The following is a 19,692-nucleotide window of genomic DNA, read 5'->3' as shown; positions in this document are numbered from 1 at the left end:
GTAAAATCACGGGTCCACCGACCTATCGCCGCATCATGACCGCCACCACCACCTCCGCCACGCCCGTTCGCACCGAAATCGCCACCCTGTGGCGCCTGTCGTGGCCGGTGCTGGTCGGCCAGCTGGCAACGGTCGGCATGGGCGTGGTCGATGTCGCCCTCACCGGCCACGTCAGCGCCGACGAACTGGCGGCGGTGTCGCTGGGCACGGCCGTATGGTCGATCGTGCTGGTGACGGTGATGGGCACCATGATGGCGATCAATACCGTGGTCGCGCACGAGATCGGCGCCGCGCGCCACGACCAGGTGCCGCATTCGGTGCGCCAGGCCATGTGGAAGGGCTTGCTGGTCGGCCTGGTCGGCTGCCTGTTCGCCAACCTGTGCACGCTGCTGTTCGACCATATCGGCATGGCCGCCCACGTGGCCGACCGCGCCTCGCTGTTCCTGCACGTGATCAGCATCGGCATGCCGGCCTTCGGCGTCTACCGCGCGCTGTACGGCTACACGACCAGCATCAACCAGACCAAGCCGATCATGTGGATCGCCATCGCCGGCCTGGTCTTCAATACCCTTGTCGCCTGGGTGCTGGTGTACGGCAAATTCGGCTTGCCGCAACTGGGCGCGGTCGGCTGCGCGATATCCACGGCGAGCGCCATGTGGCTGATGCTGGGCGCCATGCTGTGGTGGATCAGGCGTTCGCCCGCCTACCGCCTGACCTATCCCTTCGACCGCTACGAAGGCCCGGACGCGCACTCCATCGGCGCCCAGCTGCGCCTGGGCCTGCCGATCGGCGTCACGTACTTTGCCGAGGTCAGCGCCTTCGGCCTGATCAGCCTGCTCGTAGCGCGGTATGGCGTGGTGCAAGTGTCGTCGCACCAGATCGCGCTGAACTTCTCCTCGCTCGTATTCATGGTCCCGCTCAGCTTTGCGATCGGCATGCTGACCCGCGTGGGCCAGGCCATGGGCGAAGGCGATCCGGTGCGCGCGCGCTTCGTCGGCTGGGTGGGCGTGGGGGTGTCGGTCTCCTTCGGCGTGTTGTCGGCGATCGGCATCGCCCTGTTCCGCTGGGAGATCGCCGCCCTGTACACGTCCGATCCGGCGGTGCAGCAGGTGACCGCCCACCTGCTGCTGTTTGCGGCCCTGTTCCAGTTGTCGGACTCCACCCAGGTCGCGACCGCCTCGGCGATCCGCGGCTACCAGGTGACGCGTCCGCCGATGGTGATCCAGCTGCTGTCGTTCTGGGGCCTGTCGCTGCCGCTGGGCAGCATCCTCGGACTGGCGCCGCAATGGTTCCCATGGACGCCGGACGCGCCGATGGAGGCCACCGGCTTCTGGATCGGCCTGGTGGTGGCGCTGACGGTGGCGGCGGTGCTGCTGACCTGGCAGTTCGACAAGCTCGCACGCCAGCGTATCCGCGAGGGCGCGCAGCGCGGCACGGTGCATTGATTTGAGGCCTGTAATTACAGCGCGGGGCCGCTGACTCTGGTATCGTCTCGCGATTGCTGTAAATTAATAATCCTCAAGAGACATCAATGCGCCCTCTTCTCCTTCTCCTGGCCGCCCTCGCGGCCGCTCCCGCCATGGCCGAACGCCTGACACTGGACCGCATCTACGGCGAAGCCTCGCTCGCCGGCGCCAGCGTGCGCAGCCTGCGCGTGTCGCCCGACGGCGAACGCGTGACCTTCCTGCGCCCGCGCGCCGACGACCAGTACCGGCTCGACCTGTGGGAATACAACACCAGGAGCAAGGCCACCCAGCGCCTGGTCGACTCCAAGCAGCTGGTGCCGAACGAGGAATTGTCGCTCGAAGAAAAAGCGCGCCGCGAACGCGCGCGTACCGCCGGCCTGTCGGGCATCCTGAACTATTACTGGTCGCCCGACGGCAAGCAGCTACTGGTGCCGATCGGCGGCGACCTCTATCTCGTCGATGCCGCCAAGCCGGAAGCGGCGCGCAAGGTCGCATCGGGCAATGTCATCGATCCAAAGATCTCGCCGCGTGGCCGCTATGTGTCGTTTGTCCGCAACCAGAACCTCGTGGTGATCGACCTGGCCACCGGCGCCGAACGCCAGTTGACGACCGACGGCCAGGGCACCGTGCACAACGGCGAAGCCGAGTTCATCGCGCAGGAAGAAATGGACCAGCACACCGGTTACTACTGGGCGCCGGACGATTCGCACATCGCCTACCGCCGCTATGACGACGCGCCGGTGCCGGTGGTACGCCGCTTCGAGATCTTCGCCGACCGCACCGAGGTGATCGACCAGCACTACCCGGCCGCGGGCGATCCGAACGTGGCGATCGAACTGATGATCGTCAACCCGGCCACCGGCGCGCAGCGCAAGGTCGACCTGGGCCAGGACAAGGACATCTACCTGGTGCGCGCCGACTTCAGCGCCGACGCCAAGACCCTGGTCTACCAGCGCCAGACGCGCGACCAGAAACGCCTCGACCTGGTGGCGGTCGACGTCGCCACCTTGGCCCAGCGTCCGCTGTTCTCCGAAACCTCCAAGACCTGGGTCGAAGTCCACAACGACCTGCGCTTCCTCAGGAACCGCCAGGCCTTCATCTGGGCGTCCGAGCGCAGCGGCTACAAGCACCTCTACCTGTATGACCTGAACGGCAAGCTGCTGCACCCGATCTCGCGCGGCGAGTGGGGCGTGGACGGCATCCTGGCGGTCGACGAAGGCGCTGGCAAAGTGTACGTGTCGTCGAACCGCGACGCCGTGATCGACAAGCAGACCTACGCGCTGTCGCTGGACGGCCGCAACGCCGACAAGCCGGCCCGCATCACCCAGGGCGACGGCTGGCACGAAGCCTCGTTCGCCGGCAACGGCAAGCTGTTCGTCGACACCTACTCGAACCCCAACACGCCGCCGCAGGTATCGATCCGCCGCGCCGACGGCAGCATGGTCGAATGGATCGAAAAGAACGCGCTCGACGACAAGCATCCGTACACGCGTCACCTCGATGCGCACCTGCCGACCGAATATGGCACCCTGAAGGCGGCCGATGGCCAGACCCTGCACTATTCGATCATCAAGCCGGCCAGTTTCGATGCCGCCGAACGCTATCCGGTGTTCCTGTTCACCTATGGCGGCCCGCACTCGCAGCGTGTGACCCGCGCCTGGGGCAATTATTTTGATCAATACATGGCGCAGCAGGGTTTCGTGGTGTTCCGCCTCGATAACCGTGGCTCGGGCCGCCGCGAACGCCAGTTCACCGACGTCCTCTACAACAACCTGGGCAAGCACGAAGTCGACGACCAGGTGGCCGGCATCGACTGGCTGGCCAGGCAGAGCTTCGTCGATCCGAAGCGCGTCGGCGTGTTCGGCTGGAGCTATGGCGGCTTCATGACCCTGCGCCTGCTGTCCGCCGCCTCCGACAAGATCGCGATGGGCGTGTCGGTGGCGCCGGTAACCGACTGGGCGCTGTACGACACCCACTACACCGAGCGTTACGTGGGCGGCACGCCGAACGGCGATCCGGAAGCGTACAAGCGCAGCGGCGTGTTCGCGCACCTGGACGGCATGACGTCGAAGCTGCTTTTGATCCACGGCATGGCCGATGACAATGTGCTGTTCTCGAACACCACGCTGTTGATCGACGACCTCGTGAAACGCAATGTGCAGTTCGACCTGATGACCTATCCGGGCGCCAAGCACGGCATGTCGGGCCGCACCAACCAGCGCCACGTGTATGGGCTGATCGAGGCCTACTTCAAGAAGCAGCTGGGCGGCACGCAGCCAAACTGAGACCTGCCGCACAAACAAGAACGGCCGCGTCTATTCGACGCGGCCGTTTTTCATTCACACGTCGGATTATGGACGTGGCGCCGGACGGTTGGTGTCTTCCACCGCATCCTTGACGATTTCCTTGGCGTCGCCATAGGCTTCCTGGGTCTTGCCTTCGGCCTGGTTGGCCAGGCCCTTGGCCTGCTGCTCGGTGCTGCCGACCGCCTTGCCGGCGCCTTCCTGGATCTTGCCACCGATGTCTTTCAGTTTGCCTTCGACTTGGTCCTTGTTCATGGTGTTCTCCTTTGAGTAAGACATGCCGGTATGGCCATGCGATGAGTACAGAATACGCTCCCGGGTGCTGCTCATCTGTTCGCGCACGCACACAGCCATTCCGGCACAGTCGCGCGACATTTAGATGGATCAACTGCTAATCTTTTTTCAACGCGACTTGCCGCTCGAGAAGAGAAAGCCCCATGCATAACAAAAATATCCCCCCACCCGAAGCGGCGCACGAAGCGCCGCAAACCCAGCGCCGCCTGGCGCGCCGCGTCACCCTCGTCAACGGCATCGCCGTCCTGTTCGTGCTGGGCCTGGCCGCCGTCGTGCTGGCTGCCGATGCCCTGCTGCTCGTATTCGCCTGCATCCTGTTTGCGATCCTGCTCTACAAATTGAGCGAGATCATGCATCGGCGCTTTGGGATCAAGCGCCAACTGGCGCTCGGCATCGTCGTGTTGCTGCTGACTGCCATCATTGGCCTGGGCGGCTGGGCCATGGCGCCTCAGATTTCCGAGCAGTCGACCCAATTGGCGAAAGAAATCCCCGCTGCCGTCGAACGCTTGCAAGGCGAGGTCGAACAACATCCCCTGATCAAGCGCCTGGTGGCGGATTTGCCGTCGACTGAAGAAATGACCAAGCAAATGAGTTCGATGGTACCGAACGCCGGCCTGTTCTTCAGCGGCGTGCTCGGCGCGCTCGGCAATGTGGTGATCATCATTTTTGTCGGCATCTACTTTGCCGCAACCCCGGGCGTGTACACGGGCGGCTTCGTCCGCCTGATCCCGCAGTCCAGGCGCGGCCGTGCGCGCGAGGTGATCGACGAGATGAGCGACACGCTGTCGAGCTGGCTGCTCGGCAAGGCATTGTCGATGCTGATTGTCGGCACCACCACGGCGATCGGGCTCAGCCTGCTCGGCGTACCGCTGGCGCTGATCCTGGGGATTATTGCGGGCCTGCTCGACTTCATTCCTTATCTGGGCCCGATCATGGCCGGCATTCCGGCGGTACTGCTGGCGCTGTCGATCAGTCCGGACATGGCGCTGTATGCGCTGCTGCTGTTCGGGGCGATCAATATGCTCGAAGGTTATGTGCTGCAGCCGATGATCGAGGCCAAGGCGATCGAGCTGCCGCCCGCGCTGGTAATCGTCATGCAGCTGATCTTCGGCACGCTGTTCGGCTTTGCCGGCGTGGCGCTGGCGACGCCGCTGGCCGCCGTGCTGTCGGTGCTGGTCAAGATGCTCTACATCGAGGACGTACTAGGGGACAGACCGGCGAAAGGCGTGGAATCGAGCTGAGCGGTACACCTGATGAGTTAACTCGACAGTGGCTGAGAGCGGCGCGAAAGAAAGGTTCGCATAACTAACGCGAACAGCGCCCAAAACAAAGCCGCGCGACTGCGCGGCTTTGTTTTGGGATGCAAGGCAGATTAGCGGTTGCCTTTGGCAATTTCTTTCACATCGCCAACCTTCTTCTGGACCTTGCCTTCGGCCTGGTTCGACAGGCCTCCGCTCTGCTGCTGGCGGCTGCCGACGGCTTCGCCGACCTTCTGCTGCACCTTGCCGCCGACTTCCTTCGCCTTGCCTTTGACTTGATCCTTGTTCATTGCAATCTCCCTGCCTTTGACGTGGATGAGCCGTGATAGTAGGAGTAACTACCTGGCGGTTCTGTTCGGCGCTTAACAGACAGGCTTGCGCCAGACACTGGCAAGCCAGGGCTGCTGGTCGCGCGGCAGGCCCGGCGGACGGTAGTAATGATGGAGTGCGATGAAGCCAGCCGCGAGCAGGTAACGCTCCCAGGTGGTGTAATCGTAGTAACTGCCGTAGCGCGGACCGTTCCAGCCCTCCTGGTTGTCGCCGCGTGGGTTGGAACTGAACAGCACGCCACCGGGCTTGAGCCCGGCAAACAATTGCGCCAGCACTTGCGGCAAGGCGGCGCTGGGCACATGGAACAGCACCGCATTGGCAAAAATGCCATCGAACATCGCCGGCGGCAAGTCGAGGTGCAGGAAATCCTGGTGCCAGACTTCGCAGCCGCTGTAGTCGCGCGCCATGGCGACAAAACGTTCGCTGCCGTCGACGCCGATGGCGCGATGGCCGAGCGCACTGAAGGTGTTCAGGTCGCGCCCCGGGCCGCAGCCCAGGTCGAGGATGGTGTAGGGGCTCGGCGCCTCGATCGCCTCCAGCAGGGCCGCGACGTTCTGGCTGACGTCGTGGTCGATCGTGCCGGCGAAAAAGGAGTCGGCATTGCGCTCGTAGTGCGCGAGCGTGCGGCGCGCAATGTCGTCGTGCTTTTCGTCGTGTTGGTCGTCATGGTTCATGGCGACAGTATGCCAGCCCGCGACGGACGGCGCTGCCGCAAACGGGGCCGGCGGGCCAAGCCTGGCGATGTGGCGGTCCAAGGTCTCTGGTTCGGCGTGCACCGCCCCGGGTCCTTGGGCAAGCTCGGCAGTTCCGTAAAAAAGTTCAAAGAATTTTCGAAAACGCCCTAAAGTTCCCAAAACTCCTGCCGTAAAAGAACCAGACAACCGGTAATCCGGCCGGAGCTCCCTTGTTTTGGTGGCAATATGAACGCAAACGAAGTCCTCGCGATGTACGAAAGCCTCGCCGGCCTGACTCGTCAGATGTCGGATGCCGCCAGGGCGGGAGACTGGAATGAGTTCGCCAGCCTGAACGTGGAAGCCAAGGTCGAAGCACGCAGCGCCGCCGCCGGCGTGCCGGCCCTGGAAGGCGCCCAGCGCCTGCGCAAGATCGACCTGCTCAAGGAGCTGATGGCCAATGACCGCGCGATCCGCGACGTGACCGAACCTTGCCAGCTGGACCGCGCGTTGCACGCGCATTGATTCCCGGCGAATCGAACGAAGGCACCTGCGGGTGCCTTTTTTGTTGGCGCTGTACCCGTTAGCTGTTGATGACTCCGAGTGCGCTAGGCAGCAATTTCTCGACGGGAAGACGACAGGAGCCGGATCGCCGATCGGCTCACCTCAGCAGTCAATGCTCATCCACAGATAGCGAGTACAGCGCCAATGAAAAAGCGCCCATCGGGCGCTCTTGCTGCCGCCAAGCCATGGGCTGGGCCGCGAATTGGGTGGAGGACGAACCCCAGCTATCTGCTGGCGTCGCCTCTTGCCGGTTGCTCCCGGCGTCCACTGCCGCTGTAGGCAAATGGACTGCTTCCAGTCACAGGCGTTTCATCAACGTCAGTCTGCTGTCCGCGCCACGCTATCGATGGTGGCTGCGCCAGACCCTGCGCCGTCTGTGACCTCGTCGATCACAAGACCAGTATAACGCAAAATCAAACTTGCGTAGACACTTGCTGCTCAGTGTCGTCGAGCTTTGGCTCGACCGCCCCCCGGGCCGCGTTCATGCCGCCTTTCTTGCGTGCGAGGCGCTGGCGCAGGCGGGCCATCAGGGGAACGCCGGGCATCGCTTGGATCTGCCCTGCCCGCTTGCGGCGCCGCAGCAGCACGAGCGCACCAGCGGCCAGCACCAGCACGGCGCCAAGGCCGCCGGCGATCCAGCCCCAGGGCGTGGACGCCTCGGGCGCCGGCGCCGGACGGCGCCCTGGCCGATGCGGCTTGTCCGGATCGACCGGCTTGGGCCTGCTGACGGCGGCTGGACTGGCGCCCAGCGCCACCTGCAATACCCTCACCTTGTCTTCCAGCTGGCCGATCTGTTCGCGCAGCTGGGCATTCTTGTAGTCGAGCGCGGCGCATACCGTCGAGCGGTCGACGCTCATCGCCGGCGCGCAGGCGGCCGCCGCCGGGGCCGCCTGCGGCGACTCCGCGGGCACAGGTTTCGGCGACGCCGCGGGCGCCGGCTTCGGCGCTACTACCGGTACGGGCGGCGCTTCCCGCTTCGGCTCGGGCATCGGCTCCGGTTTCGATGGCGGCTTCGGCGCTGCCGCCGGTTCCGGCTTCGGCGCTGGCTCGACCTTCGCGGCGGCCGGCCTGGGTGGCGGCACGGCGCGCGGCCGAGGCGGTTTCGCCACGACCGGCGCGACGGGTGCAGGCGCAGGTGCAGGCGCCTCCGCCACCACCGGCGCCGGAATCCTGACCGGTGCAGGTGGCGGCGGATTCGGGTTCGGCGACATCGACAAGGTCACCAGCCGGACATTGCGCTGGCCGCCATCGGCCAGTTCCAGGTACAAATGCAGCCGGCTTGATTCAACCGGCGCGAGCGACGTCACGTGCAGGAACTGGCGGCCTTCGCGCTGCGTCACAGTCATGTTCAGGGTCGACAGCACCTGCGGCATGCCGATATTGGCGCCGCGGTAGACGTTCGGGTCCGCCAGCCGCGCCTGCACCGGGACCGAAGGCGCATCGAGCATGGTCAATTCGATATCGGCCACGAGTTTCTGGCCGATATACGAACGGACTTGCGAATCGCCCAGTTCGGCTGCGCCGGCCGTGCCGGACAGCAGCGCACAAGTAATGATCAGGGGGAGGCGGCTAGCCATAAGGAATAACAAGAGTGGAGCCCAAGCGTAATTAACGGACATTGCGATAAACTCTTTAATCCCATCCCCTTGCATAACAGGAATGTCTATGGAAAACAGGATTGAGAAGGACAGCTTTGGCCCGATCGAGGTGCCAGCCGATCGCCTATGGGGTGCGCAGACCCAGCGCTCGCTCCACCACTTCCACATCTCGAGCGAGCGCATGGCGCCCGAGCTGGTCGCGGCGCTGGCTCAGGTCAAGCGCGCCGCTGCCGCGGTCAACCGCTCGCTCGGCAAGCTCCCCGGCGACAAGGCCGACGCCATCATCCGGGCTGCCGACGAAGTGCTCGAAGGCCAGCACCCGGCCGAGTTCCCGCTCGCCGTCTGGCAGACCGGCTCGGGCACCCAGAGCAATATGAACATGAACGAAGTGCTGGCCAACCGCGGCTCCGAACTGCTGGGCGGCGAACGCGGCGAAGCCCGCATGCTGCACCCGAACGACCATGTCAATATGGGCCAGTCGTCGAACGACATCTTCCCGACCGCCATGCACGTGGCCGCCGCCTGGGCGCTGGCCAAGGAAGTCCTGCCGGCGCTGGCCCAGCTGCGCGGCACCCTGCTGCGCAAGTCGCGCGACTTCGAACCGATCGTCAAGATCGGCCGCACCCATTTGCAAGATGCGACGCCACTCACCCTGGGCCAGGAGTTCTCCGGCTACGTGGCCCAGCTCGAGTACTCCGAGCAGCAGCTCAAGTCGGCCCTGCCCGGCCTGCTGCTGCTGGCCGCCGGCGGCACCGCCGTGGGCACCGGCCTGAACGCCCACCCCGAATTCGCCCCGCGCATCGCGGCCGAGCTCGGCTCGCGCACCGGCCTGTCGTTCAAGACGGCGCCGAACAAGTTCATGGCCCTGGCCGGCCACGACGCCATGGTCGCCGCCCACGGCGCCTTCAAGACGCTGGCCACGGCGCTCATGAAGATCGCCAACGACGTGCGCTGGATGGCGTCCGGCCCGCGCTCCGGCCTGGGCGAAATCACCATCCCCGAGAACGAGCCGGGCAGCTCGATCATGCCGGGCAAGGTCAATCCGACCCAGTGCGAGGCACTGACCATGCTGTGCTGCCAGGTGTTCGGCAACGACGTCGCCATCACGGTCGGCGGCTCGCAGGGCAATTTCGAGCTCAATGTGTTCAAGCCCATGATCGCGCACAATTTCCTGCAAAGTGCTCGCCTGCTGGCCGACGGCATGCGCTCCTTCGACGAGCATTGCGCCCAGGGCATCGAGCCGAACCGCGCCCGCATCGGCGAGCTGATGGAAAAATCGCTGATGCTGGTGACTGCATTGGCGCCGCACATCGGGTATGATCGCGCCGCGCAGATCGCCAAGAAGGCATCCACGGACGGCCTGACCCTGCGCCAGGCCGCCCTGCAAAGCGGCTTCGTCGATGAACAGCAGTTCGACCAGTGGATCGTGCCGATTGACATGACCCGTCCAGATCCGGCGTGAATGGATGCCGATACGGTGCAAGTCGAACGTCGGAACGGTGTGAATCGACTCGGGGACGCCGTGACTCGCACGAAGAGCCGCCAGGTTGGCGGCTTGCCGCCGATCCTGCGCCCATATTAAGTGGCCTCATCAATCGTACACCGCCTTTACCATCCCGAGGATAGAATGCAAAAAATAGTTTTCGATTTGACATCAGAATTCGTCGAGGTCAACCAGTTGCTGAAGCTGGTCGGCCTGGTCGACAGCGGCGGCGCGGGCAAGAACATGGTCGCCAGCGGCGCGGTGTCGGTCGATGGTAAACAGGAGCTGCGCAAGACGGCCAAGATCCGCAGCGGCCAGACCGTCTCGGTCGGCGATCTGCGCATCACCGTGCAATAAGCTGTCTGGCGCCCGGAACTCGGGCGCTCTGGTGTGAAAAAACCGGGCGCTGGAACGGCGCCTTATGTTTGCGCACTAACAAACAGAGCGGGGCTTCCTTGTTTATATTTTAAGACGTCACACATACGGCTTAGAGGTGAAGGCGATGGAAACCCCGGAACACCGTGCTCAAACGCAGGAGCAATTGATCGGCGACCTGCGCCTCGTGATCGAAAACGCGGAAGAGCTCCTCAAGAACACTGATCACTACTCCAGTGCGCTGTACCAGAACGCGCGCGCCAAGCTGTCGCTCGCCCTGGAAGCGGCGAACGAGGAACTGTCCCGCTTCGAGGACGCCCAACTCGAACGCATGATGGCCGCCACCCGCGCGGCCAATGACCGCTACCGGGACATGTCCGGCGAAGCACGCATCCTGCGCGCCTTCCATTGAGCGCTGACCAATGCAAAAACCCGGCTTCGCGGCCGGGTTAACAAGGCGAGACCAAGGCGAGACGCAATCTCACGTGATCTTCGATCCGGCTTTCGAACGTAAGTTCGTGCCGGCCTCCTGTAACTGAAGATCGTCGACGTCGTTCAGGCCTTGGTATTGATCGTATTGCCCAAGTGTGGCGGCAGGTTCTGCGGTTGTGGCACCGACTGGATCAGCTGGGCCGCCGAATTGGCCTGGATGTCCAAGGCTTTCTTGAGCATCGTTACGCCTACTTCTTGACGGACACCGGTCTCGGCCATGCTGGTGGCGAGCTTGGCAATATTCGTAACGTCCATTTACCTCTCCAGAAAAAGACTTGTCAGTCTTTAACGACCCCACCGACCAAAACTTGAGGCCGATTTTTTAACCAGGCGCATAGCCAGTCCACTACCTGGTCCAGGCCGTTCAAGTCCAGCCAGGCGAGACCGTCATGTACGTCGCCGGGGCGCGCCACGTCCGACACCACGGCCACGATCGACGCATCGTCGCGGAACAGCGCCGGCTTTCCCAGCGATGGGCGGTGCACCTCGAGCTTCGGCAAGGCTTCCCATTTATAGCCCTCGACCAGGGTCAGGTCGGCCGGCGACAGCCGCGCCAGCAATTCGTCCAGCGCCGGCTCCGGCTCACTGCGCAACTCGCGCATGACGGCGAAGCGGTAAGGCGAGGCGATCATCACCTCGGCCGCCCCCGCGAGGCGCAGGCGCGCGCTGTCCTTGCGCGGCGGCTCGAGCTCGATATCGTGGTGGCTGTGCTTGACGATATTCACCCGCAAGCCATCCTGGGCCAGGCGCGCAACCAGCTGTTCCAGCAGGGTGGTCTTGCCGCTGCCGGACCAGCCCACCACGCCCAGCACCGGGCCTGGGCCGCGGTCAGTAAGCGACACGGTAGCGGGTGCCACGGTAATTCATCACGGCGGCCTTCGGCGTCAGGCGTTCCAGCACCAGTCCGGGCGCCACTTCCTCGCCCTCGCGGCGCAGCATCTTGTCGACCAGTAGCAGGCTCTCGCCCGGCGTGGGCGAATAAATGTAGCCGCCAATCGCCACTTGCGGGATCTCGCGCCGCACCGCCTCGGGCAGTTGCTGCAAGCTGCGCAGGCTTTCCTCGGCCGCCGCCGGAGCCGCGGCGGCGACCGGCACCGGTTGCGGCGTTGCAGCTAACGGCTCGGCGCGCGGCGCGGCCGGCGCCGCAGGACGCGGGGCTTCGGCGCGGCGCACCGGCGGCGCGGCCGGCTCCGGTAGCCTGCTCGGGACTGGAGCGGGTCGCACGGCCACCGGCGCAGCTTCGCGCAGAGCAGGCGCCGGCGCTGCAGGCGGCGCGGCAACCGCCACGGGCCTAGAAGCGGATTCAGAAGCAGGCGCAGAAGCGGGCACAGAAGCGGGCGCGGAAACACGCGCAGAAACGGGCGCGGAGGAAGGTGGCGCAGCAGGTGCCGCCGCCGGCACGGCTCCCGGCGCTACCACGCTCGCCTGCTCCGCTAGCCGTGCCGGCGGCTCGCCACCCTGGCGCAGCCAGAGCAGCGCCGCCGTCGCCGCCAGCACACCCGCACCGAGTCCGATCATGAGATAACGCCGGTTGCCGCCCTGTGCACGATCCGGCGCCGCATAGATCGGCGGCGGCGCGTGGATGGTCGGGGCGTTGCCGAGCTGGCGTTCGGCCTGGGCCTTCTTGAGTGCTTCGAGGATGTACGACATATCAGTTTCCCGTCCCGGTCGCGGTGCCGGCCAGCAGGCGCGGCTCGACCACGCCGGACAGCTGGTTGAGACGCATATAAGTGTGCGGCCCGGCGACGCCGTCCGCCTTCAGGTCCTGGGCCGCCTGGAAGGCGCGCAGCCACTCCTTTGTTTTCGCGTCCAGCGGCTGGTCGAGCGCGGGGGCGGTGGTTTCGTTCAGGCCGGCCAGGCGCTGGGCGATCCAGTCGACGTCCGGACCGCGATCGCCCTGCCCCACCATGTCGCGAAACGCGCCCGGCATCCGCCAGAACGTCGTGAACTCGCCGCCGAAGCGCGCGACGAATGCGGGAATGGCGACCCGTTCGCGGCGTCCGTCGACGGCGAGCAGCACGCTGCCCTCGTCCATCCCGACCAGCGCCGCATATCCGGTGCGCGGGCCATCATGCAGGGTGACCACCGCCGGACGATCGAGCAGCCGCAACTCGTACAGGCCGCCGCGCCCATGGTGGCAACGCAGGTTGGCCCGTTGCGCCGCCGCGCAGGTCGCCTTCGGGTCCGTCCCGGTGATGCCGGCGAACGACGGCCCCCACAGGGCGGCCAGCGCGCGCAGCGCATCGTTTTCGCTATTGCCGCTCGCGAAATCCGTCCCGGCAGTGGGGGCCGGGGCGCTCACCTCCTTGACAGGCGCCGGCGCCGGCTTGGCCGCCACCTGCTTCATCGTGGCCGGGGTGGCCGGCGCCGCCTGCGCCTTGACGGCTTGCGCGTCATGCTGCGGCAGCAACTGCCACGCCGCCGCGCTGATCGCCACGCCGGCCAGCACACCGCCGGCCAGCAAGGGCCAGCGCGGCGCCTTGCGCGCGGCCGGCTCGCCGGCGAAGACTTCTGCGGCCGACTTGAGCAGGATGGCGCGCGTGACTTGCGGACTGTTCTCGACATAGGCGCCCAGCAGCGCGCGGTCGCACAGCAGGTTGATCCGTCGCGGCACGCCGTGCGCCAGGCGGTGCACCAGCGGCGTGAGGTTGGGCGGGAACGGCATCCCGGCAGCCCCGGCCACGGCGAGGCGGTGCGCGATATAGGCGCCGGTCTCGCTCTCGGACAGCGGCCCCAGGTGATAGCGCGCGATCACGCGCTGGGCCAGCTGCTTGAGCTCCGGCCGCGCCAGCATCGTGCGCAGCTCCGGCTGGCCGATCAGGATGATCTGCAGCAGCTTGCGCTCGCTGGTCTCGAGATTGGTCAACAGCCGCAACTGCTCGAGCACCTCGCTCGACAGGTTCTGGGCCTCGTCGATCACCAGCACATTGTTCAGGCCCTGGGCGTGCGACTCGAGCAGGTAGCGGTTGATCGCGTCGACATACGATTTGACGCCCGTCACGCCAGGCGCCAGCGCGATATGCAGCTCGTCGCAAATCGTCTGCAGCAGCTCTTCGGCGCTCAGGCGCGGATTGAAGATATACGCCAGGCGACAGTTCTCGGGCACCTGCTCGATGAAGCAGCGGCACACGGTGGTCTTGCCGGCGCCGATCTCGCCGGTGAGCAGGACGAAGCCGCCACCGCTGCCGACCCCATACAGCAGGTGAGCGAGCGCCTCGCGGTGCCGCTCGCTCATGAACAGGTAGCGCGGATCGGGCGCGATCGAGAACGGGGCGTGCTTCAGCTGGAAATAATGGTTGTACATGGCGTCGTACGCGCGTGGCTAGCGGCCGGGTGGCTGCGGTTTGAACTTCGCGCAGTATATTTTGCTTTTGTCGTTGGCGTAGGCGATGGTGCTGCCCGTATTGGACTTGCGCAAAGGGTAGCGCGAGGCGTCGAGCGGCTTGAAGGCGACGCCGGCCCCGGTGCGCACCGATTTTTCGAACTCCTCGGGCGTGCTGTCGATGACCGCGGCCACGAATACGAGGTGGCTCGTATCGTCGCTGACCATCACCTCGTTGACCTCGGCGCCCCACAGCGAGGCCTCGGTGCGGAACCACCAGGCGCCGCCCTCGTGCTTGTAGGCCGGCCCGAAGGCCTGGGTGAGATAAGCATGGAAATAGGCGTTATCGAGCTGGCCGCGGCACAGCAGCGCGCTGCCGATCACGGGGCCGAAGGTCGACGGCGCCGCCATGGCGCCGCAGGCAAAACCGGCCAGCCCCGCCAGCAACAAGGCGCGCAGCATGGCCCGGGCGGCGGCCGACGGCCTGGCGGCCCGCGGTCGACCCGGGCCTGGATGACGTTTCACGGCGGTGCTCTCCTTCGACGATCTCGACATTATGACATTTCACGCCGCGCCCTGGACCGCGGATTGTGGCAAGCACATAAGGTTTGTCGCATGCCAAGGCGCCAGACCGTCACCATCGATATCGCCCCCGTGCATCAGCGTCTGAATGAGGCGCCGGCGCGCACGGCCTCGGCCAGTACCGCCTGCACCTCGTCCGGCACGGCCGGCTTGAGCAGGTGGCGGTCGAAACCGGCCGCGCGCGAGCGGGCCCGGTCTTCCTCCGTGCCCCAGCCGGTCAGGGCCACGAGCAGGATGCCATCCAGCGCCGGCAGCCGCCGCAGGCGCCGCGCCGCCTCGTAGCCGTCCATGCGCGGCATGCCGATATCCAGGAACACCAGTTCGGGCTGGAACGTCGCGGCCGCATCGACGGCGGCGGCGCCGTCGTGCACGACACAGGTCTGGTGGCCATCGAGTTGCAGCAGCGCGGACAGCGTGGCGGCGGCATCGAGATTGTCATCCGCGACCAGCACGCGCAGCGCGCGGCCCTGCCCGGCCACCGGCGCGGCCACGGTCGCGGATGGCGCCGCCGTGGCGTCGACGGCCGGCGCATCCGCCAGCGGCAGGCGCACGGCAAACGTGCTGCCCCGGCCCACCCCCTCGCTGCTGGCGCTGACCGAACCGCCGTGCAGCTCGACCAGCCGCCGCACCAGCGACAACCCGATCCCGAGCCCGCCGTGCGAGCGCTCGATGCTGCGCGTGGCCTGGGTAAACATCTCGAACACCGCGCCCAGCATATCGGCGGCGATGCCGATGCCGTTGTCGGCAACCGTCACCACCACCTCGTTTGCCTCGATACGCAGCGCAAGCCCGATGCGCCCGCCCTGCGGCGTGTACTTGGCCGCGTTCGACAGCAGGTTGCTGAGCACCTGGCTGATGCGTACCGGGTCGACCTCGACCGGCACCGGGAAGCCGGGATCCTGCACCTCCAGAGCATGGCCGGCGGCGTCGATCAGCGGCCTGCTGGTCTCGACGGCGGTGGCGATCACCTCGCGCAGGTCGATCGGCCGGACCTGCAGCACCAGCTTGCCGCTCGAGACGCGTGCGATGTCGAGCAGGTCGTTGATCAGGTGGGCCATGTGGCCGACCTGGCGCTCCATCATGGCGCGCACATTGTCCAGCAACGCCGGACTGGCCGGCGTGCTGCGCTTCATCTTCATGATCTCGAGGCCGTTGCGGATCGGCGCCAGCGGATTGCGCAGCTCGTGCGCCAGCGTGGCCAGGAACTCGGACTTGCGCCGGTCGGCCTCGCGCAGCGCTTCGGTGGAGCGGACCCGTTCGATGTGGGCCCAGCAGCGTTCCACCACCGCCTCGACCAGGGCGACTTCGCCCGCGCTCCAGGCGCGCGGATGCTCCTGGTGCACCGCCATCATCGCCGCCAGCCGGCCGTCCTTGACCAGCGGGCAGCAGATGATGGCCTTGATGCCGATCTGGTTGAACATCCCGGCGCCGTCGTCGCCGGCAAGCTCGGCGTCGACGTCGCGGATCCGCAGCGTGCGGCCTTCGCGCATGTCGGCGCGGGCGCGCGAACCGAACAGGTCGAGCGAATACACGCCCACGGTGCTGAACGCGCCTGCGGCGGTCCAGTCGTGGCGGATCGTGAAGCGGTCGTTGTCCGGCTCGAGGTCGGCATAGGCCACCCGGGTTACGCCCATGTGCTCGCCCAGCAGGCGCGTGGCTTCGCTCATGATCGTCTTGGGGTCGCGCGCCACCCGGGTGGCCTCGCCGATCGCGTCCAGCAGGCGCAGGCGCTCCTCGACCTGGCGCCGCTCGGTGATGTCGCCGCCGGTGGCGGCGATGAACAGCGGCGCGCCGTCGTCGCCGGTGACCGGCGCCATGGTCATGTCGGTGAAGCGCTGCTCGCCGTCGGCGAGGAACCAGGGCAGCTCGCAGCGTACGGTGTCGCCGCCCGCCGCGCGCGCGATGGCGTCGCGCACCGTCGCCATCGCCTGCGGCGAGCGGCTCCACCAGCCGCAGGCATAAAATGGCTGACCGACCACGTCCTCGCGCCGGTAACGGCCGCCCTCGAGGGCGACATGGTTGGCTTCGATCAGCGTCCCGTCCGGCGCCATCAGGGCCGAGAACTGCGAGCCTTGCTCGAAGAAGGTGCGGAACTTGGCGTTGGCCTCGGCGGCCGCCAGCGCCCTGCGTTCCGACACGACCTTGGACGTTGTTTCCGAGCACACGCAGCACACGCCGGCAACCCGGCCCGACTCGTCGCGCAGCGGGATGGTCGAGAAGGTGGCGTACATGCGCTCGGGATAGCCATTCCGGTGCAGCGTGAATTCGTGGTCCTCGGCGTGCACCGCATTCCCGCCCAGTGTCTCCTGCATCATCGGGCCGACCTCATGCCAGACGTCGGCCCAGACCTGGTCGAAGCGCTGGCCCAGCACGCGTTCGGGATGGTCGGCGCGCGCGCCGAGCAGGCCGCGGTAGGCGTCGTTGTACAACAACTGCAGTCCGGGACCCCAGGCCACGTACATGGGCTGGCGCGTACCCAGCATCAGGCCGACCGCGGTGCGTAGCGACTGCGGCCAGGTTTCCAGCGGTCCCAAGGGGTTGAGCGACCAGTCGCAGGCACGCAGCAGCGCCCCCATGTCGCCGCCGCCGGTGGCGAAGGCAAGGTCGTGGTTCGGAGGCGGTGTGGAAGGAGCGTCGTGCATAGGGTCGGGAGCCGCAAAGGACAAGACCGGGACGATAACACTTTGCCAGTCGCATGGCCTCGAGCAGCACCGATATTATCGGGACAAGCGTGACCGCGCCTGCCGGGACAGCCAGCGCGCCGGTCGCCACCACCACGCCTGGCACTCGACCAACCAATACCATTTGTAATACCAATTGCAACGACCAGCACAACAGCCTATCGATATATCCGGAAAGACCACCCGTCCTTTTGGCCTGCGTTGATGCATACCAGTTAAATACCTGTTGACATGGAAGTAGGGCCTGCCTATAGTGCCCTGACCTCATCCCGGCCCATTTATTTTCATTATCGTGACCATGATCGACTATCTCATCGGCGTCGACGGCGGCGGCACCAATACGCGCGTGCGCCTCGCCAGCCGCGACGGCGCCGAACTGGCGACCGGCAATAGCGGCCCGTCGGGCCTGCGCCACGGCATCGACAATGCCTGGAAGGCGGTCAACGCCGCCACCGCGAAGGCCTTCGCCGCGATCGGCGTCGACGCGATTCCCATGGCGTCCTGCGCCATCGGCCTGGGCCTGGCCGGCGTGCACAACAAGGAATGGGCGGCGGCCTTTCGCGCCGCCAATCCGGGTTATGGCGCACTCAGCCTCGACACCGACGGCTTCTCGACCCTGATGGGCGCCCACGGCGGCCGGCCCGGCGCCATCGTCGCGATCGGCACCGGCAGCGTGGGCGAAGCCCTGCGCCTGGACGGCACGCGGGTCGAGGTCGGCGGCTGGGGTTTCCCGGCCGGCGACGAGGCCAGCGGCGCCTGGATGGGCCTGCGCGCGATCGGCCACGTCGAGCAGGTCCTCGACGGCCGCGCCGAGGGTGGCGAACTGGCGCGCGACGTCATTGACGCCTGCGGCGGCAACCGCGACGCGATCCAGGTCTGGCTGGGCGAGGCCACCCAGACCGACTACGCCGGCCTGGCGCGCTTCGTGGTCACGCATGGCGCCGCCGATCCCGTCGCCCGGGACATCCTCGAGCAGGCCGGCCGCGACGTGGCAAGTATCGCGCGCGCGCTCGACCCCACCGGCAGCCTGCCGCTTTCCCTGTGCGGCGGCCTCGGCGAAACCCTGCGCCTGTACCTGCCGGCCGAGACGCTGGCGCGCTGCAGCCCGCCCCATGGCGACTCCGCCCTGGGCGCGCTGCGCATGATCGAACTGCACCTGAAAGAGTCCCAGCCATGAGCGCTACTATCCAAGGCAATATCCTGACTCCCGACGGCTGGGTCCACGGCACGCTGCGCTACGGCGCGCGCATCGACGCCATCGAAGGCGGCCGGGCCGACCCGAACGCCAACGGCGACGACTACATCCTGCCCGGCTTCATCGACGTGCACGTGCACGGCGGCGCCGGACGCGACATGATGGAAGGCGGCGACGCCCCGCACGTGATCGCCGCCCTGCACGCCAGGCACGGCACCACCAGCCTGCTGGCCACCACCATGACCGCGCCGCTCGAGGACATCGACCGGGCGCTGGCCGCCATCGGCCGCGCCTGCGCCGCGCGCGGCAAGGGTGAAGCGCGCATCCTCGGCGTGCACCTGGAAGGCCCGTACATCAACTCCGGCAAGCTGGGCGCCCAGCCGCCGTTCGCGCGCGAAGCCAGCCTCGATGAAGTGAAGCGCTTCCAGGCCCAGGCGCCGATGAAGCTGATCACGGTGGCGCCCGAGATCGACGGCCACATGGAACTGCTGCGGCAGTTGGCCGACGCCGGCATCCGGGTCCAGGTCGGCCACACCACCGGCAGCTACGAGGTCGGCGTCGCCGCCCTCGAACACGGCGCGGCGGGCTTCACCCACCTGTTCAACGCCATGCCCGGCCTGCACCACCGCGACCCCGGCATGGTCGGCGCGGCGCTGGCGCACGCCGAGTACGCCGAGATCATCCCCGACCTGCTGCACGTGCATCCGGGCGCGATCAAGACCGCGCTGCGCTGCATCCCCAAGCTGTTCTGCGTCACCGATTCGACCGCCGCCGCCGGCATGCCCGACGGCGAATACATGCTGGGCCGCCAAGTGGTCCACAAATGCATGGGCGGCGTGCGCCTGGCCGATGGCACCCTGGCCGGCAGTACGCTCACCATGGACCAGGCGCTGCGCAACCTCGTCAAGATCGGCCTGCCGCTGGCCGAAGCGAGCCGCCGCGTGTCCACCAATGCCGCCGACTACCTTGGCGAAACCCTGCGCGGACGCCTGGCGCCGGATTGCCATGCCGACTTCGTGGTCCTCGACCGCGACCTGAATATCAAAGCCGTCCATATCGAAGGAGAAGTGCTGTGAC

Annotated in this window: 19 protein-coding genes; 9 read left to right on the top strand and 10 right to left on the bottom strand. The window is 66.5% G+C overall.

All coding sequences use genetic code 11. The features are described 5' to 3' along the window. Positions 1-35 precede the first annotated feature (35 nt). The gene (locus AC56KW_RS01410; protein ID WP_497168942.1) at positions 36-1,445 is read left to right on the top strand and encodes an MATE family efflux transporter; all 1,410 of its coding nucleotides are present in this window, start codon (positions 36-38) and stop codon (positions 1,443-1,445) included. 86 nt (positions 1,446-1,531) lie between these two features. Then, on the top strand, positions 1,532-3,751 hold the full coding sequence (locus AC56KW_RS01405; RefSeq protein ID WP_497168941.1) for a S9 family peptidase: 2,220 nt from the start codon (positions 1,532-1,534) through the stop codon (positions 3,749-3,751). A gap of 66 nt (positions 3,752-3,817) precedes the next feature. Here the strand turns inward: AC56KW_RS01405 and AC56KW_RS01400 are convergent, their stop codons facing one another. Further along, complete coding sequence (locus tag AC56KW_RS01400; protein WP_497168940.1) at positions 3,818-4,024, bottom strand: CsbD family protein; 207 nt, start codon at positions 4,022-4,024, stop codon at positions 3,818-3,820. 182 nt (positions 4,025-4,206) lie between these two features. On the opposite strand from AC56KW_RS01400, the gene AC56KW_RS01395 reads away from it, so the two are divergent. Beyond that, a complete protein-coding gene (locus AC56KW_RS01395; RefSeq protein WP_497168939.1) occupies positions 4,207-5,304 on the top strand; it encodes an AI-2E family transporter in 1,098 nt (365 codons plus the stop codon). A gap of 131 nt (positions 5,305-5,435) precedes the next feature. Here AC56KW_RS01395 and AC56KW_RS01390 read toward each other — a convergent pair whose 3' ends face one another. Beyond that, the gene (locus AC56KW_RS01390; RefSeq protein WP_497168938.1) at positions 5,436-5,612 is read right to left on the bottom strand and encodes a CsbD family protein; all 177 of its coding nucleotides are present in this window, start codon (positions 5,610-5,612) and stop codon (positions 5,436-5,438) included. A gap of 72 nt (positions 5,613-5,684) precedes the next feature. Beyond that, positions 5,685-6,326, bottom strand: a complete 642-nt coding sequence (locus AC56KW_RS01385; protein ID WP_497168937.1) for a class I SAM-dependent methyltransferase — start codon at positions 6,324-6,326, stop codon at positions 5,685-5,687. Between the two features lie 246 nt (positions 6,327-6,572). Here AC56KW_RS01385 and AC56KW_RS01380 point away from each other — a divergent pair, with 246 nt between their 5' ends. Continuing rightward, positions 6,573-6,848 (top strand): flagellar protein FliT, encoded by a 276-nt coding sequence (locus AC56KW_RS01380; RefSeq protein ID WP_497168936.1) that lies wholly within the window; start codon positions 6,573-6,575, stop codon positions 6,846-6,848. Between the two features lie 452 nt (positions 6,849-7,300). Here the strand turns inward: AC56KW_RS01380 and AC56KW_RS01375 are convergent, their stop codons facing one another. Further along, positions 7,301-8,464 carry a type IV pilus assembly protein FimV gene (locus AC56KW_RS01375; protein ID WP_497168935.1) on the bottom strand — a complete coding sequence of 388 codons (1,164 nt, stop codon included), beginning with the start codon at positions 8,462-8,464 and terminating at the stop codon, positions 7,301-7,303. A gap of 88 nt (positions 8,465-8,552) precedes the next feature. Between AC56KW_RS01375 and fumC the strand changes: the two genes are divergently transcribed. The 3 genes from fumC to AC56KW_RS01360 all read left to right on the top strand — a co-directional run bounded on the left by fumC (position 8,553) and on the right by AC56KW_RS01360 (position 10,755). Further along, on the top strand, positions 8,553-9,947 hold the full coding sequence (gene fumC / locus AC56KW_RS01370) for a class II fumarate hydratase (RefSeq protein ID WP_497168934.1): 1,395 nt from the start codon (positions 8,553-8,555) through the stop codon (positions 9,945-9,947). A 165-nt stretch (positions 9,948-10,112) separates the two neighbouring features. Then, positions 10,113-10,325 (top strand): RNA-binding S4 domain-containing protein, encoded by a 213-nt coding sequence (locus AC56KW_RS01365; protein WP_320473635.1) that lies wholly within the window; start codon positions 10,113-10,115, stop codon positions 10,323-10,325. 145 nt (positions 10,326-10,470) lie between these two features. After that, positions 10,471-10,755 (top strand): DUF883 family protein, encoded by a 285-nt coding sequence (locus AC56KW_RS01360; protein ID WP_497168933.1) that lies wholly within the window; start codon positions 10,471-10,473, stop codon positions 10,753-10,755. Positions 10,756-10,898: 143 nt separating this feature from the next. Here the strand turns inward: AC56KW_RS01360 and AC56KW_RS01355 are convergent, their stop codons facing one another. The 6 genes from AC56KW_RS01355 to AC56KW_RS01330 form a co-directional block, all read right to left on the bottom strand. Then, a complete protein-coding gene (locus AC56KW_RS01355) occupies positions 10,899-11,090 on the bottom strand; it encodes a YjfB family protein (protein ID WP_497168932.1) in 192 nt (63 codons plus the stop codon). A 23-nt stretch (positions 11,091-11,113) separates the two neighbouring features. After that, positions 11,114-11,692: a molybdopterin-guanine dinucleotide biosynthesis protein B gene (gene mobB, locus AC56KW_RS01350; RefSeq protein ID WP_497168931.1), complete on the bottom strand. Its 579-nt coding sequence runs from the start codon at positions 11,690-11,692 to the stop codon at positions 11,114-11,116. Continuing rightward, positions 11,664-12,485 carry a general secretion pathway protein GspB gene (locus AC56KW_RS01345; protein WP_497168930.1) on the bottom strand — a complete coding sequence of 274 codons (822 nt, stop codon included), beginning with the start codon at positions 12,483-12,485 and terminating at the stop codon, positions 11,664-11,666. Before AC56KW_RS01345 ends, mobB begins: the two co-directional genes overlap by 29 nt. Position 12,486: 1 nt before the next feature. Further along, positions 12,487-14,139: an AAA family ATPase gene (locus AC56KW_RS01340; protein ID WP_497168929.1), complete on the bottom strand. Its 1,653-nt coding sequence runs from the start codon at positions 14,137-14,139 to the stop codon at positions 12,487-12,489. A gap of 18 nt (positions 14,140-14,157) precedes the next feature. Beyond that, a complete protein-coding gene (locus AC56KW_RS01335; RefSeq protein ID WP_497168928.1) occupies positions 14,158-14,682 on the bottom strand; it encodes a hypothetical protein in 525 nt (174 codons plus the stop codon). Between the two features lie 134 nt (positions 14,683-14,816). Further along, positions 14,817-17,381 (bottom strand): hybrid sensor histidine kinase/response regulator, encoded by a 2,565-nt coding sequence (locus AC56KW_RS01330; RefSeq protein ID WP_497168927.1) that lies wholly within the window; start codon positions 17,379-17,381, stop codon positions 14,817-14,819. Between the two features lie 337 nt (positions 17,382-17,718). Here AC56KW_RS01330 and AC56KW_RS01325 point away from each other — a divergent pair, with 337 nt between their 5' ends. Together AC56KW_RS01325 and nagA are read left to right on the top strand one after the other, a co-directional pair. Beyond that, entirely contained in the window at positions 17,719-18,597 is an 879-nt protein-coding gene (locus AC56KW_RS01325; protein WP_497168926.1) for a glucosamine kinase nucleotide-binding domain-containing protein, read from the top strand. Then, on the top strand, positions 18,594-19,691 hold the full coding sequence (nagA, locus tag AC56KW_RS01320) for an N-acetylglucosamine-6-phosphate deacetylase (protein WP_497168925.1): 1,098 nt from the start codon (positions 18,594-18,596) through the stop codon (positions 19,689-19,691). The genes AC56KW_RS01325 and nagA overlap by 4 nt, the downstream gene beginning before the upstream one ends. Position 19,692 lies beyond the last annotated feature (1 nt).

The sequence above is a fragment of the Telluria sp. RT2P19 genome (assembly GCF_059685725.1).
Note: the sequence above shows the minus strand (reverse complement) of the source record. Positions and strands in the feature narration are given on the sequence as shown.